Origin of the sequence: Mesorhizobium sp. M0664 (assembly GCF_040320565.1) — a bacterium.
Taxonomy (GTDB): domain Bacteria; phylum Pseudomonadota; class Alphaproteobacteria; order Rhizobiales; family Rhizobiaceae; genus Mesorhizobium.
This window is the reverse complement of the sequence record NZ_JAMYPW010000004.1, coordinates 1-13,550: the sequence shown is the minus strand read 5'-3', so window position 1 is coordinate 13,550 and position 13,550 is coordinate 1. Positions and strand designations below refer to the sequence as shown.

13 protein-coding genes are annotated in these 13,550 nt (G+C 61.8%); 1 reads left to right on the top strand and 12 read right to left on the bottom strand.

Going from position 1 to position 13,550, the window contains the following annotated elements; translation table 11 throughout:
* Positions 1 to 78: 78 nt before the first annotated feature.
* The 9 genes from NKI39_RS07725 to NKI39_RS07685 all read right to left on the bottom strand — a co-directional run bounded on the left by NKI39_RS07725 (position 79) and on the right by NKI39_RS07685 (position 9,690).
* A complete protein-coding gene (locus NKI39_RS07725; RefSeq protein ID WP_352471237.1) occupies positions 79 to 1,197 on the bottom strand; it encodes a branched-chain amino acid ABC transporter substrate-binding protein in 1,119 nt (372 codons plus the stop codon).
* Between the two features lie 138 nt (positions 1,198 to 1,335).
* Entirely contained in the window at positions 1,336 to 1,683 is a 348-nt protein-coding gene (locus NKI39_RS07720) for a DUF6867 family protein (RefSeq protein WP_352471238.1), read from the bottom strand.
* A gap of 19 nt (positions 1,684 to 1,702) precedes the next feature.
* Positions 1,703 to 2,431, bottom strand: a complete 729-nt coding sequence (locus NKI39_RS07715; protein ID WP_352471239.1) for an ABC transporter ATP-binding protein — start codon at positions 2,429 to 2,431, stop codon at positions 1,703 to 1,705.
* Positions 2,431 to 3,597 (bottom strand): ABC transporter ATP-binding protein, encoded by a 1,167-nt coding sequence (locus NKI39_RS07710; protein ID WP_352540330.1) that lies wholly within the window; start codon positions 3,595 to 3,597, stop codon positions 2,431 to 2,433. Before NKI39_RS07710 ends, NKI39_RS07715 begins: the two co-directional genes overlap by 1 nt.
* Positions 3,597 to 5,225 carry a high-affinity branched-chain amino acid ABC transporter permease LivM gene (gene livM, locus NKI39_RS07705; RefSeq protein ID WP_352767577.1) on the bottom strand — a complete coding sequence of 543 codons (1,629 nt, stop codon included), beginning with the start codon at positions 5,223 to 5,225 and terminating at the stop codon, positions 3,597 to 3,599. The genes NKI39_RS07710 and livM overlap by 1 nt, the downstream gene beginning before the upstream one ends.
* 4 nt (positions 5,226 to 5,229) lie before the next feature.
* Positions 5,230 to 6,132, bottom strand: a complete 903-nt coding sequence (locus NKI39_RS07700) for a branched-chain amino acid ABC transporter permease (RefSeq protein ID WP_352454929.1) — start codon at positions 6,130 to 6,132, stop codon at positions 5,230 to 5,232.
* Positions 6,133 to 6,467: 335 nt separating this feature from the next.
* The gene (locus tag NKI39_RS07695) at positions 6,468 to 7,469 is read right to left on the bottom strand and encodes a 4-hydroxyproline epimerase (RefSeq protein ID WP_352767576.1); all 1,002 of its coding nucleotides are present in this window, start codon (positions 7,467 to 7,469) and stop codon (positions 6,468 to 6,470) included.
* A gap of 28 nt (positions 7,470 to 7,497) precedes the next feature.
* Positions 7,498 to 8,748 carry an NAD(P)/FAD-dependent oxidoreductase gene (locus NKI39_RS07690; protein ID WP_352831299.1) on the bottom strand — a complete coding sequence of 417 codons (1,251 nt, stop codon included), beginning with the start codon at positions 8,746 to 8,748 and terminating at the stop codon, positions 7,498 to 7,500.
* 48 nt (positions 8,749 to 8,796) lie between these two features.
* Positions 8,797 to 9,690: a dihydrodipicolinate synthase family protein gene (locus NKI39_RS07685; protein WP_352471244.1), complete on the bottom strand. Its 894-nt coding sequence runs from the start codon at positions 9,688 to 9,690 to the stop codon at positions 8,797 to 8,799.
* Between the two features lie 166 nt (positions 9,691 to 9,856).
* Here NKI39_RS07685 and NKI39_RS07680 point away from each other — a divergent pair, with 166 nt between their 5' ends.
* Positions 9,857 to 10,447 carry a GntR family transcriptional regulator gene (locus NKI39_RS07680; RefSeq protein WP_502893709.1) on the top strand — a complete coding sequence of 197 codons (591 nt, stop codon included), beginning with the start codon at positions 9,857 to 9,859 and terminating at the stop codon, positions 10,445 to 10,447.
* 13 nt (positions 10,448 to 10,460) lie between these two features.
* On the opposite strand, the gene NKI39_RS07675 is transcribed toward NKI39_RS07680, so the two are convergent.
* The 3 genes from NKI39_RS07675 to NKI39_RS07665 all read right to left on the bottom strand — a co-directional run bounded on the left by NKI39_RS07675 (position 10,461) and on the right by NKI39_RS07665 (position 13,178).
* Positions 10,461 to 10,775, bottom strand: coding sequence for a hypothetical protein (locus tag NKI39_RS07675; RefSeq protein WP_352471246.1), 315 nt, complete (start codon positions 10,773 to 10,775; stop codon positions 10,461 to 10,463).
* 303 nt (positions 10,776 to 11,078) lie between these two features.
* Positions 11,079 to 11,375 carry a hypothetical protein gene (locus NKI39_RS07670; protein WP_352471247.1) on the bottom strand — a complete coding sequence of 99 codons (297 nt, stop codon included), beginning with the start codon at positions 11,373 to 11,375 and terminating at the stop codon, positions 11,079 to 11,081.
* Positions 11,376 to 11,681: 306 nt separating this feature from the next.
* Positions 11,682 to 13,178: a CoA-acylating methylmalonate-semialdehyde dehydrogenase gene (locus NKI39_RS07665; protein ID WP_352831297.1), complete on the bottom strand. Its 1,497-nt coding sequence runs from the start codon at positions 13,176 to 13,178 to the stop codon at positions 11,682 to 11,684.
* Positions 13,179 to 13,550 lie beyond the last annotated feature (372 nt).

The window sequence follows — 13,550 nt, the reverse complement described above, 5'->3', positions numbered from 1 at the left end:
TGCGATGAAGCAAAAGACAAATGAAAAATGCCCGGCGCGAGGCGCCGGGCATTTTTTGGGCTGCAGGCGTTTGCCGGCTTATTGTTCGAAGTAGGTGTACTTGCCGTCGTCACCCTTCTTCCAAGTGTAGATGACGTAGTCGGGACGGGTGATGTCGCCCTTTGCGTCATAGCCGATGTCGCCGATGGCGGTCTTCCACGGGCCACTCTTCTTGATCTCTTCCGCAACCTTCTGCGCGTCATCGGAAGAGCCGACCTTGTTGGCGGCGGCGGCGACGATCTGCAGCGCGGCATAGGAGTAGAGCGTATAGGCTTCAGGCTCGAAACCGGCGGCGCGGAACTTCTCCACGAGTTCCTTGGCGTTCGGGTTCTTGCGCGGATCGGGAGCGAACGTCATCAGCGTGCCGTCGACGGCATCGCCGGCGATGGAGGCCAATTCGTTCGACACGATGCCGTCGCCGGACATGAACTGGGCCTTGAGACCCTGATCGGCGAGCTGGCGCATAATCAGGCCGGCCTCGGTGTGCAGGCCGCCATAGTAGACGACGTTGACGCCGGCATCCTTCATCTTGGCGATCAACGCCGAGAAGTCCTTGTCGCCGACATTGATGCCCTCATACATGGCTTCGGTCACGCCATCAGCATTGAGTGCCTTCTTGGTTTCGTCGGCGAGACCCTGGCCGTAAGGCGTCTTGTCGTGGACGACGGCGATCTTGCCGTCCTTAAAGTGCGCGGCGAGGTAGTCGCCGGCAACCTTGCCCTGCTGATCGTCGCGTCCGCAGGTACGGAACGTGTTCCACAGGCCCCGCTCGGTCAGCTTCGGGTTGGTCGCGGAAGGCGTGATGACGAGAATGCCGTTCTCGGCATAGACCTCTGACGCCGGAATGGTGACGCCCGAATTGAAGTGGCCGACGACATATTTGACGCCATCGGCGACAAACTTGTTGGCGACCGAGATGCCCTGCTTCGGATCCGACACGTCGTCGCCGACCTCGATCTTGATCTGCTCGCCGTTAATGCCGCCAGCCGCGTTGATATCGGCGGCAGCCTGTTCGGCGCCCTTCTGCAACTGCGCGCCGAATGCTGCGTTCGGGCCAGTGATCGGACCGGCAACGCCGATCAGGATGTCAGCCCACGCGCTGCCGCTGAACGCGACAAGCGCGGTCAGGGCGACGGCGGACAAAAGTGACTTTTTCATTGAAACGCTCCCATTTACCGAGTGGGCGTGGATGTTGCTTTCATGCGATGCCCACTCTTGCTCGCAGAAAGAGTACTTTGCCGATTTTCAGGCACTTGTCACGCCGATTCATCCCTGAAGCGCCGTTAATGATAAATGTCAACCTTTTGGTTTCCAGCTCAAAAGAGAGGCTCTTTCGTAAAGCCAATTATACTGCGTTACCATCTGGTTGGTGCGCGTGTATTGGTAGCCAATGAAGCCCAATATCATCAGCACGATGGTGTCGACCACGTAGTAATGCAGCGAAAACATCGTTCCGCCGAACAGCGCATGATGGATGAATCTTACGCCGATGCCGAGCCCCAGCATGTAGGCGAACAACTGGGCGAAGCTGCGCCACGTCTGCGCACATGCCTTGCCCGTCATCCACGCCGCCCAGCCGCCGAGCAGGCAGGTGACGAAGAAGAACTGCCAGATCGAGGGTTCCTCATAGACAATGCCCTGCATGATTGATGTCTCCTGAAACTCAGTGATGGCCGCCTTCGAGATAGGCGGCGCGCACCTCCGGATTGGCGAGCAACTCCTTGCCGGTGCCGCTCATCGTCACGTTGCCGTTGACCATGACATAGCCGCGCGTGGCGAGCTTCAGAGCGCCGAAGGCGTTTTGCTCGACCAGGAACACGGTCAGTCCCTGCGTGCGGTTCAGCTCCCGGATAGCGTCGAATATCTGCTTGACGATCAGCGGCGCCAGGCCAAGCGACGGCTCGTCGAGCAAAAGCAGCTTCGGCCGCGCCATCAGCGCGCGCCCGATCGACAGCATCTGCTGCTCGCCGCCGGACAGCGTGCCACCACGCTGGGCAATGCGTTCCTTCAGGCGTGGAAACAGCGTGAACACCTTCTCGACGTCCTCGTCATAATGCTCGAGGTTGTCGAGGCTGGCGCCCATTTGCAGGTTTTCCATCACCGTCATGCGCGGGAAAATGCGGCGCCCTTCCGGCGACTGGGCGATGCGCATGCGCGCGATCTCGTGGGTCGGCATCTGGGTGATGTCGGTACCGGCGAATGTGATGGTACCCGCGCGGGCGCGGGGAGCACCGAAGATGGTCATCATCAGCGTCGACTTGCCGGCGCCGTTGGCACCGATCAGCGCTACGATCTCACCTTGCTTGACCGTGACATCGACGCCGTTCAGCGCCCTGATGTTGCCGTAGTAGGTCTGGACGCCCTTGATATCGAGCAGCGTTGTGCCGGCCATTATTTCCGCCCTCCACGCCGATTAGAGGTGCCGGGAGTTTTTGACTTCACCGGAGCCTTGGAGGCCGGCTTTGCAGTGGAAGATTTTGCGGCAGAAGATTTCGCGGCCGATTTGGCTTTGGCCGGCGATCCGGACTTTGCCGCGGCACTCGACCTTGCATCGATCTGCCCGGCTTTCGAAGCGCCCTTTGACACGGTGACGCGTTCGCCCTCGCTGTGGCCAACCGTGTCGGCAACCGGTCCGGCGAGATACGAAGACGACGTGCCTGGGCCGTGGGCCGCATCCGGACCCGTATCCAATTGCTCGATGACGTCTTCGTCGCCGACTTCGGTCAGCACCGTCTCGACGTCCTCGTCTTCGACGCCGAGGTAGGCAGCGATGACGCGCGGGTCGGTCCGCACCGATTGCGGGTTGCCGTCGGAGATCTTGCGCCCGTATTCGAGCACGACGACATGGTCTGAAATCTGCATAACCACCGCCATATCATGCTCGATCAAAAGGATCGACGTGCCGGTGTTGTCCTTGATGTCCATCAGCAGTGCATTGAGCGCCGCCGATTCCTTCGGATTAAGGCCGGCGGCCGGCTCGTCGAGGCACAGAAGCTCAGGGCCGGTGCACATGGCGCGAGCAATTTCGAGCCGTCGCTGCGCGCCATATGGCAGATCGCCGGCAGGATCGTCGGCGCGGTCGACGAGATCGGCCTTTTCCAGCCAGTGCTCGGCCAGTTCAACCGATTCCGCCGAAGCCTGTCTGTATCCGCTATAACCGAACAGGCCGAGAATGGTATAGCCGGACGCTTTCATCAGCTTGTTGTGCTGGGCCACCAGCAGGTTCTCCAGCAGCGTCATGCCCGAGAACAGGCGGATGTTCTGGAAGGTGCGCGCCACCTTGGCCCGCGCCGGGATTTCATGGTTCGGCAAACGTTCGAGCAGGAAGGTCGAGCCGTCGCGCCGATTGAGCGTGATCATGCCTTCCGACGGTTTGTAGAAACCGGTGATGCAATTGAACACGGTGGTCTTGCCGGCGCCGTTGGGACCGATCAGCGCGGTGATCTCGCCGCGTTTGGCCTGGAACGACAGGTCGCCGATGGCGACGAGACCGCCGAACTTCATCGACAAATGATCGACCTGCAGGATGGCATCGTTCACGGAGGGACTCGCGTTCATCAGCCGTGTCCCTCCTTGGTGAAGGACCCCGACACCGCCCTGCGCACCTTGAGGAAGGCTGTCGGCTCGCGGCTGCCGACGAAGCCGCGCGGCTTCCACAGCATGACGATGACCATGGCCATGCCGAACAACAGCATGCGATAAAGCTCCGGCGTGAAGTCGGGGCCGAACCCGGGTATAACCTTGATGTTGCCCCAACTCAGGCCGGTCTTGAGGAAATCCAGTTCGCGCAGGATTTCGGTGCCGCCGATCATCACCATCGCGGCGACGGCAATGCCGACCAGCGAGCCCATGCCGCCAAGCACGACGATGGCAAGGATGATCGCGGATTCCAGGAAGACGAAGGATTCCGGGCTGACGAAGCCTTGCCGCGCGGCAAAGAACGAGCCGGCGAAGCCGCCAAACATCGCGCCCGTGGCAAAGGCCGTGAGCTTGGTGGTGGTGGTGTTGATACCGAGCGAGCGGCAGGCGATCTCGTCCTCGCGCAGCGCTTCCCAGGCGCGGCCGACCGGCAGACGCCTGAGCCTCACGGTGACGAAGGCCGTCAGCAGACAGAGCCCAAGGATCAAATAGTAGAGGAATATCTTGTAGTAGGCACCCGATTGGGCGATGCCGAGCACCTTCGAGATGTAGTTCGGATCGGAGACGTTGAACGACATCAGGCCGAAGAAAGACACCTTCGGGATGCCGGAAATGCCGGCCGAGCCGTTGGTCACCTCGCGCCAGTTGATGATCACCAGCCTTATGATTTCGCCGAAGGCGAGCGTCACGATCGCCAGATAGTCACCGCGCAGGCGCAGCACCGGGAAGCCGAGCATCACGCCCCAGAACGCAGCCATCAGGCCAGCGGCGGGCAGCAGGATCCAGAAGGAGAGGCCGAAATGCGTGCCGAGCAGCGCATAGGCGTAGGCACCGACGGCGTAGAAGGCGACATAGCCGAGATCGAGCAAGCCGGCCAAGCCGATAACGATATTCAGCCCCCAAGCCAGCATCACGTAGATCAGGATCTGGATGCCGTAATTGTCGACATATTTCAGCGAGCCCTGGAAACCGGCGGCCATCGACCCGGCATATAGAGCCAGCACCAACACCACGATAATCGGGTAGAGCGCCAGTGCGGTTATGCCCAATGCCGAGAAATGAGCGTGAATGAAGGCCCGGAACCGATATATCAGCCAAGCCAGCGCATAGATGATTGCGAGCGCCCGCAGGAACCGCACAAAATCGGAAAGTTCCGGCCCTAAGGCCTCGGTCAGAAAGCTGCTGAGCGCGAGCAGAATAACGGCGACGGCGAGCGCCACGATGAACGCGGGAAGGCGGAAGAATCGCGAAGCCAAGCTGACCGGCAGCAGGCCGGTGGCGACGTCGACGATCTTCTGGTTCGCCAGGAAGGGCTGGCCATAGGCGACATAGAGGAAGCGTCCTGCCATGGTGGCGATCACGACGCCGGCGAGCAAGCCCCAGCGTTGCACCAGGATCAGTTCGTTGGAGATATTCTGGTCGGTTTTCAGGCCGATAAACAGCACGAACAGGCCAAGCGAGATGGCGCCGGCATAGAGCGCTTCGCGAAAAGCGCGCTGGACCGGGGTGGCGACGACGGTGCTTTCCGGAGACACGGTAACCGCCATGATCTCAGACCTTTTCGACTTCTGGCCGGCCGAGAATGCCGGAAGGCAGGAAGATCAGCACGATCGCCAGGATGGAGAAGGCGGCGACGTCCTTGTAGTCGATCGAGAAATAAGCCGACCACATGCTTTCGATGAAGCCAATCATCAGCCCGCCGAGCACGGCGCCGGGCAGTGAGCCGATGCCGCCGAGCACCGCGGCAGTAAACGCCTTCACACCGGGCGTAAAGCCGTCGGAAAACACAACAACGCCGTAATACATCAGGAACAACGTGCCGGCGACAGCGGCAAGGGCGGCGCCCATAATGAAGGTGATCGAGATGGTGCGATCGACGTCGACGCCGAGCAGCGCGGCCATCTTGCGGTCCTGCTCGCAGGCGCGCTGCGCCCGGCCGAGCGAGGTCTTGTTGACCAGGTACCAGAACAGCGCGAGCAGGACTATGGTGACCAGGACAATGATGATCTGCTTCAGCGAGACGCTGATGCCTTCGATGTTGTAGACCTTGGACACCATTGGCGGGACCGGCTTGTTGCGCGGCCCTTGCGTCACCTGGACGAAATTGGACAGCGCAATCGACATGCCAATCGCGGTGATCAGCGGCGCCAGCCGGAATGAACCACGCAAAGGCCGGTAGGCCACCTTCTCGATCGTCCAGTTATACAGGCTGGTCAGCAGCATCGCGACGATCATCATGATCAGCAGCGCAACGACGATCGGCAGCGAATAGAACAACGCACCGAGGATAAGGAAAACGATGAGCGCGGTGAAAGCGCCGATCATGAAAATGTCGCCATGGGCGAAATTGATCATGCCGATGATGCCGTAGACCATCGTATAGCCGATCGCTATCAGCCCATAGATCGATCCCAGCGTCAGCCCGTTGATAAGCTGCTGGACAAAATACTGCATGCTGTCGTGGCTCCCCTGGAATGTCGCCCATGCAGACGCATTCCTTTTCGTATTTTCCCTAGTCGTAAAGTTTCGAGCCCGGATTGCAACGTGATTTTTCGATCATTACGCGTGTTTTCGCCGCACGTCGTCCGATTGCCCGTTTTGTTCCGGTGCGCCCCCTGGACCATCGCGGACCCTACCATTGGCCTAACGCAATGTCTTTGACGATTCAATCGCAGCATGCGACCCATTTCGAAGAAATCGCCGTCAAAATAAGTTGATGAGCGGGATCGTTGCGCCGTCGAAGGCAATCCGTTTGCGCTCTCTTTCTTTCGCTTGCGTCAGCGTTTTCTCTATTTGACGACGAAGCCGTGCGCGAACGGGTCGCGGTCGTCGATGAAGATCGTGTTCAATCCGGTCATCCGCGCCCACCCGCCGATCGACGGAATGATTGCCGGCTTGCCGGCGACGGTGACCTCTTTCTCCACCCTGCCCTTGAACAGCGACCCGATGATCGATTCGTGGACGAAGTCGTCGCCGACCCCAAGCTTGCCCTTGGCGTGAAGCTGCGCCATCCGCGCCGAGGTGCCGGTGCCGCAGGGCGAGCGGTCGATTGCCTTGTCGCCGTAGAAGACGGCGTTGCGGGCATCGGCTTGCGGGTTGGTCGGCGCCCCGGTCCACAATATGTGCGACAGCTTATCGATGCCGGGATTCTCCGGGTGGACGAAGGAATATTTCTCGTTGAGCCGCTGCCGCATCACCGGGCTCCAGGCGATCAGTTCGCCGGCCGAATGGTCGGCCATGTCGCGATAGGTTTTTTGCGGTTCGACGATGGCGTAGAAATTGCCGCCATAGGCGACATCGACGCTGATCTCGCCGAGCCCGGGGCATTCGACCGTCAGAGCCTCGGCATAGAGGAAGGAAGGCACATTGGTGATGCGCACCTCCTCCACATAGTCGCCGACTTGGCTGTACTCCGCTACGACCAAGCCCGCCGGCGTATCCAGCCTGAGCACGCCCGGTGTCTTCGGCTTGATCAGCCCATGCTCGACGGCAAAAGTTACCGTGCCGATGGTGCCGTGGCCGCACATCGGCAAGCAGCCCGAGGTTTCGATGAACAGGATGGCGATGTCGCAATCTTCACGCGTCGGCGGATAGAGGATCGAGCCGGACATCACGTCATGGCCGCGCGGCTCGAACATCAGCCCGGTGCGGATCCAGTCATATTCGGCCAGGAAATGCGCTCGCCGCTCCATCATCGTCGAGCCCTTGAGCAAAGGCCCGCCGCCGGCGACCAGCCGCACCGGATTGCCGCAGGTGTGGCCGTCTATGCAGAAGAAGGAATTCTTGGCCATGCCGGCTCCCAACTGACTGTCTTCGAACTCAAAACCGTTGCGGGCTGAACGGGCCGAGATCGAGCGATGGATTCTGCCCGAGAACGAGCTCGCGGATCAAGCGCCCGGTCACCGCGGCCTGGGTCAGGCCGAGGTGACCGTGGCCGAAACCATACACCACCGACGGCGTTTGTTGCGACCGCCCGATCACCGGCAGCGAATCCGGCAGCGACGGCCGGAACCCCATCCATTCGCGTCCATTGGCCGGATCCAGTCCCGGCAGGAATTTCTGCGCCTTTTCGAGCAGCGCTTTCGAGCGCGCATAATTGGGCGGCCTCTCAAGGCCGCCGAGTTCGACCGCGCCGCCGACGCGCAGGCCCGTCTCGAGCGGCGTGATGACGAAGCCATGTCCGGAGAAGATCAATTGCCGCTTTACGTCGAAGGCAGTCTTCGGCAACGTCGTGTTGTAGCCACGCTCGGTCTCCAGCGGGATTCCGTCGCCGAGATGTCTCGCCAGCAGATGCGACCAGGCCCCGGCAGCGATGACGACGTGCTTCGCCCGTCGCCGCGTGCCGTCGGCCGTGGTCAGGATCGCGCCGTCCTGTCCCGCCTCGACACGCTCGATCCGGGCCCTTTCGAACCCGGCGCCCAACCTCTCGGCATAGGCCCACAAGGCCTTTCCAAGCAGCTTGGGATCGGCAACGGTTTTCCACCCCGGCACGAACGTTCCCTTGACGAAGCGCGGCGACAGACCGGGCTGCAGGGCTGTGAGAGCGCTCCCCTCGACATGGCTGAAGCCGATGCCGAAGCGCTGCCTTGCCGCCCAGCCGGGCAGTGAAGCCTTGAACTCGGCCTCGCTGTCGTAGAGTTCGAGCGAGCCGTCCTCACGCAGCATCGGCCGTGTGCCGGAACGGTCGAGCAAGCCCATCCATTCCGCCTCGGCGAGCTTCATCATCCCGGCCTGCGCGGCAAGGCCGCCTTCATAGCGGTCGCTTCGGCCGGCGCGCCAGAAGCGGACCAGCCAGGGCAGCAGCTTCGGCAGATACGCGGGTGGGATGCTGAGCGGGCCGAGCGGGTCGGCGAGCCATTTCGGCAACTGCTTGATCATGCCCTTGTGGGCGAGCGGCAGCACATCGGAGAAGGCAAAGGCAGCGGCATTGCCGGAACTGGTTTCCTCACAGATCCCCGTCCGATCGAAGATCGTCACGTTTCGCCCCGCCTCTGCCAGAAAGGCGGCGGCGCAGATGCCGATGATGCCGCCACCAATGATGGCGACATCGAGCGTAGCATTATCATTCATTGCCATGCGCCGCGCTGCACATCTGCAAATGCCTTCAAAGCGACTGGATCAGAATGTCGGCAGCTCTGGCCGCACCGCCAGCGCATCCCTGACGATCTTTTCGACTGCCTTGCGCCGCTCGCCCGACAATGGCTGGCGCGGCATGCGCACGCGGTCGTTGGTGTTGATCGCCAGCACTTCGGCAAGCTTGATGTTCTGCACCAGATAGGTCGAAACGTCGAGGTCGAGCAGCGGCCGGAACCAGCGGTAGATCTTCAACGCCTCCTCGCGGCGGCCCTGTCGCATCAGCTGGTAGATGGCGACGGTCTCGCGCGGGAACGCGGTGACCAGGCCCGCCACCCAGCCGATGGCGCCGACCGACAGCGCCTCGAAGGCGAGATTGTCTACGCCGGTGAACAGGTCGTAGCGGTCGCCGAGGCGGTTGATGATCTCGGTCGAGCGGCGGATGTCGTCGGAGGACTCTTTTATGGCGACGAAGCGTTGGTCCTTCGCCAACTCCTCCATCTGGTCGACGGTGACGTCGACGCGGTAGGCAAGCCGGTTGGAGTAGATCATCACCGGCAGGTCGCCGGCCGCGGCGACGGCGCTGAGTGCCGCGACCGTCTCCTCGGCATTGGTATGGTAGATCGGGCTCGGCACCACCATCAAACCGTTGGCGCCTTCCTTGGCGGCGCGGCGCGCGATCGCCGCCGCCTCGCGTGTACCGGCCTCGTTGACCGTCAACAGCACCGGTTTCTTGCCGGCGATCTTCTGCGCGGTCTTCAGCACCGCGATCTTCTCGTCGTGCGACAGCATCGGGCCTTCGCCGAGCGACCCGCAGACGATGATGCCGTCACAGCCGGCCTCCATCTGCAGCGCAAAGCAGCGCTCCATCTCGGCATGGTCGAGGCCGTCGTCCTCGGTGAATTTGGTCGTAACGGCGGGGAAGACTCCGGCCCACATGTCGATCGCTCCATCTGATATATCAGTCGTATATTTCTTAAGAAGCCGGCTGTCAACGTTGAATCTGATATGATATATCAACAATATATCAGGAGATGCCGCATTGGTATATGACAGCCCGGGCTCCGAGCCGGCAACTGCGAAGGCCTACCGCAGGCTCGAGCACATGATCGTAACTCTCGAACTGGCGCCGGCGAGCTTCATCACCGAGGGGGCGCTGATTGACAGGCTCGGCCTCGGCCGCACCCCGGTTCGCGAAGCAATCCAGCGGCTGGCCTGGGAGGGGCTGCTCGAGGTCCGGCCGCGCGCCGGCATCGCCATCGCGCCGCTTCACCCCGGCGACTGGCTGCGTGTCCTCGACGCCCGCCGTGGCGTCGAGGTGGTGCTTGCCCGCTCGGCCGCCCGCTTCGTTACCCGCGAGGCCGCCGACCTGTTCCATGACGCTGCCCTTGCCATGCAAAAGGCGGTGATTTCGGAAAATGTGTTCTACTTTATCCAGGCCGACAAGGCGCTTGACGAGGCGCTGGCGCTGGCTGCCGACAACCCGTTCGCCGCGCGCCTGGCGGCACCCTTGCAAACCCATAGCCGTCGCTTCTGGTTCCGCTACAAGGCCGATACCGGATTGGCCGAATCCGCCGAGCACCATGTCGCACTGATCCGTTCGATCCTCGCCGGCGACGAAGATGCCGCGGCCAAGGACGCCAAGCGCCTGATGGCGCTTTTGCGCGGCCATGCCGAGGCAGCTGCCACACGCTGAGCCTGCCATTTCGTCATGCGCCCTGGCCGGGCAGGGCCATCACGTTTTCCCAATTGTCGCCGGCCGCGACGATGCAGCTTCTGCCGGCGATATCGGTGACGACGATGGTCCAGGTTCCGGTCTCGGCGACAAAGACTTCCATGACCGCCTCATGACCGATCAGCCCCAAAGCAAACTGCCTTTCCTGGAACTTCTCGCTCAAATGGGCGACGAGCTCGCCATGTTCAACGCAGTGTTGATATTGCGCGCCTGCGGTGTTCGTACCCACCGCCAATGCGCCAGCAAGAACCAGGGTTTTCACCCATCTCAACAGCGATTTGCGTGCCATAGGGCACCTCCTTTGCCATCACGTTCCGGCAAAGGAGGGGTTTGACGGCCTCATTTTGCCGGAGCGATCCAGGCCGGTTCCGACGTCATCATCATCGCGTCGTTCCTTTCTGTGTTCCGGTCTGCCATTGGTGGGAACGATTTAAGATGTTCCCATTATGTTCTCGATATATGGTATCGATAATGGAAAAGCGCAAGCAGGCGCCCAAGCGGGCGCCTGCAGATCCGTTTTACGGCTGTCGCCGAAAGAATGAGCCACAGGCCGCGCGGCCATGCCGAGGCGCGCAGACCCGTGATAAATCGTTCAGGTGCCTGGCAGCGCCGCTTTCGTCATCGCGCTCTCCCAGCCTTCGCCGACTGAAATCACGCAGCTTTGACCTTTTGTGTCGCTGGCGAGGATGGTCCATGTGCCCTTGTCGGAAACGAAGACTTCAAGCACCACATTCGGATTGACGACGCCGACCGCGCTCGGGTTTTCATGAAACTTCTCGCCGAGCGCCTTGACCATATCGGCGCGTGCCGCACATTGCTCGGCAGCCATTGCCGGGACGGCGGAAAGGGCCATCGCAGCGCAAGCTATAGTCGCCATGAGACGTGCCATCTGACACCTCCTTTGCGCCGGACGATATCCCCCGGAGCCGTCACCAGCGCCGTTGGTTGATCTGCCAGCATCTCCTTCGCGGCAGGACTGCAACCTAAGAAGATTGCTGCCTTCTTGGTTCCATCACATTAGTGTTCATGCCGATGAAGACCGCGGCAAAAAGGCCCGAGCTTGGTGCCCGGGCCTTTTCTTGCTTTCTGCGATTTGGATCAGTTCATCGTCGGGGTGACGAATTCGGCGCCATCCTTCACGCCGGCCAGCGCGCCCCAAGCCGAAGGCGAGGACGCGCTGACAGAAACCGTTCGGTCAGTTCATCGTCGGGATGACGAACTCGGCACCGTCCTTCACGCCGGACGGCCAGCGCGACGTTACCGTCTTGGTCTTGGTGTAGAAGCGGAACGCGTCCGGCCCGTGCTGGTTGAGGTCGCCGAAGGAGGACGCCTTCCAGCCGCCAAAGGTGTAGTAGGCGATCGGCACCGGGATCGGCACGTTGATGCCGACCATGCCGACCTGAACCCGCGAGGCGAAGTCGCGCGCCGCGTCGCCGTCGCGGGTGAAGATGGCGACGCCATTGCCCATCTCGTGCTCGTTGGCGAGCTTGATGGCGTTCTCGTAGGTCGGTGCGCGAACGACCGAGAGCACCGGCCCGAAGATCTCTTCCTTGTAGATGCGCATGTCGGCGGTCACATTGTCGAACAGGCAGCCGCCCATATAGTAGCCGTTCTCGTAGCCCTGCATGGAGAAGCCGCGGCCGTCGACGACCAGCCTGGCGCCTTCCTTGACGCCGGTGTCGACATAGGACTTGACCCGCTCCAGCGCCTGCGCCGTGACCAGCGGGCCGAAATCGGCGGAAGAATCCGTCGACGGACCGACCTTCAGGCTCTCGACGCGCGGCACCAGTCTTTCCATCAGCCGGTTGGCGGTGTCGTTGCCGACCGGGACGGCCACCGAGATCGCCATGCAGCGCTCGCCGGCCGAGCCGTAGCCGGCGCCGATCAGCGCGTCGACGGTTTGGTCCATGTCGGCATCCGGCATGATGATCATGTGATTCTTGGCACCGCCGAAGCACTGCACGCGCTTGCCGGCAGCGCAGCCGCGCGAATAAATGTACTGGGCGATCGGTGTCGAGCCGACGAAACCGATGGCCTTGATGTCAGCATCGTCGAGGATGGCGTCGACCACTTCCTTGTCGCCATTGACGACATTGAGGATGCCCGCCGGCAGACCGGCCTCGATGAACAGTTCGGCAATGCGCATCGGCACGCCCGGGTCGCGTTCGGACGGCTTGAGAATGAAGGCATTGCCACAGGCGATGGCCGGCGCGATCTTCCACAGCGGGATCATCGCCGGAAAATTGAACGGTGTGATGCCGGCGACGACGCCGAGCGGCTGGCGCATCGAATAGACGTCGATGCCGGGGCCGGCGCCATCGGTGAACTCGCCCTTCATCATATGCGGCGCACCGATGCAGACCTCGACCACTTCGAGGCCGCGCTGGATGTCGCCCTTGGCGTCGGCGATGGTCTTGCCGTGTTCGCGCGCCAATATCTCGGCCAGCGCGTCATACTCCTTGGCGACCAGCTCGAGGAACCGCATCAGGACGCGTACGCGCCGCTGCGGATTGGTCGCCGCCCAGCCGGGCTGTGCGGCCTTGGCGTTTTCGACCGCCGCACGCAATTCCGCCTGCGAAGCCAGCGCCACCGTGCCGCGCACCGTGCCGTCCATCGGCTGCATGACGTCCTGCTTGCGGCCGCTGGTTCCGGCGACGCGCTTGCCGCCGATGAAATGACCGTATTCGATCATGGTCTCTCTCCCTGGTTCGTGATGAGGCATTGTCCGCCTTTGCGGGAGCGATGGCAACGCGAGCGAAAACGCAACCGTTGTGCAGAAAATAGATAGCGGTTGACGGCAGAGCATCAATTCTCGCAAATAGGAAGAATGCAGGTCCCCAGCAGCAAGGATTGAGATTGAGTTCCTTCACCGCCCCCCTCTGTCCTGCCGGACATCTCCCCCTCAAGGGGGGAGATTGGCTGTCACGCCCGCCTTCGGAAATCTTCACCGCGGCAAGAAAGACGCCTGCGGCGAAACTGCCAATCTCCCCCCTGTTTGGACCGGAGACATCGCGAACAGGTGTGCGAGGACATCGCGAACAGTTTGGCGCGCTTTGCGCCGGGA

What these genes read in the sequence shown, in the direction of transcription:
- NKI39_RS07720 (WP_352471238.1), bottom strand. Translation starts at nt 1,683, where the DNA reads ATGCAGGGCATTGTCTATGAGGAACCCTCGATCTGGCAGTTCTTCTTC.
- livM (WP_352767577.1), bottom strand. Translation starts at nt 5,225, where the DNA reads ATGGCGGTTACCGTGTCTCCGGAAAGCACCGTCGTCGCCACCCCGGTC.
- NKI39_RS07665 (WP_352831297.1), bottom strand. Translation starts at nt 13,178, where the DNA reads ATGATCGAATACGGTCATTTCATCGGCGGCAAGCGCGTCGCCGGAACC.
- NKI39_RS07685 (WP_352471244.1), bottom strand. Translation starts at nt 9,690, where the DNA reads ATGTGGGCCGGAGTCTTCCCCGCCGTTACGACCAAATTCACCGAGGAC.
- NKI39_RS07680 (WP_502893709.1), top strand. Translation starts at nt 9,857, where the DNA reads ATGATCGTAACTCTCGAACTGGCGCCGGCGAGCTTCATCACCGAGGGG.
- NKI39_RS07700 (WP_352454929.1), bottom strand. Translation starts at nt 6,132, where the DNA reads ATGCAGTATTTTGTCCAGCAGCTTATCAACGGGCTGACGCTGGGATCG.
- NKI39_RS07690 (WP_352831299.1), bottom strand. Translation starts at nt 8,748, where the DNA reads ATGAATGATAATGCTACGCTCGATGTCGCCATCATTGGTGGCGGCATC.
- NKI39_RS07675 (WP_352471246.1), bottom strand. Translation starts at nt 10,775, where the DNA reads ATGGCACGCAAATCGCTGTTGAGATGGGTGAAAACCCTGGTTCTTGCT.
- NKI39_RS07715 (WP_352471239.1), bottom strand. Translation starts at nt 2,431, where the DNA reads ATGGCCGGCACAACGCTGCTCGATATCAAGGGCGTCCAGACCTACTAC.
- NKI39_RS07670 (WP_352471247.1), bottom strand. Translation starts at nt 11,375, where the DNA reads ATGGCACGTCTCATGGCGACTATAGCTTGCGCTGCGATGGCCCTTTCC.
- NKI39_RS07725 (WP_352471237.1), bottom strand. Translation starts at nt 1,197, where the DNA reads ATGAAAAAGTCACTTTTGTCCGCCGTCGCCCTGACCGCGCTTGTCGCG.
- NKI39_RS07695 (WP_352767576.1), bottom strand. Translation starts at nt 7,469, where the DNA reads ATGGCCAAGAATTCCTTCTTCTGCATAGACGGCCACACCTGCGGCAAT.
- NKI39_RS07710 (WP_352540330.1), bottom strand. Translation starts at nt 3,597, where the DNA reads ATGAACGCGAGTCCCTCCGTGAACGATGCCATCCTGCAGGTCGATCAT.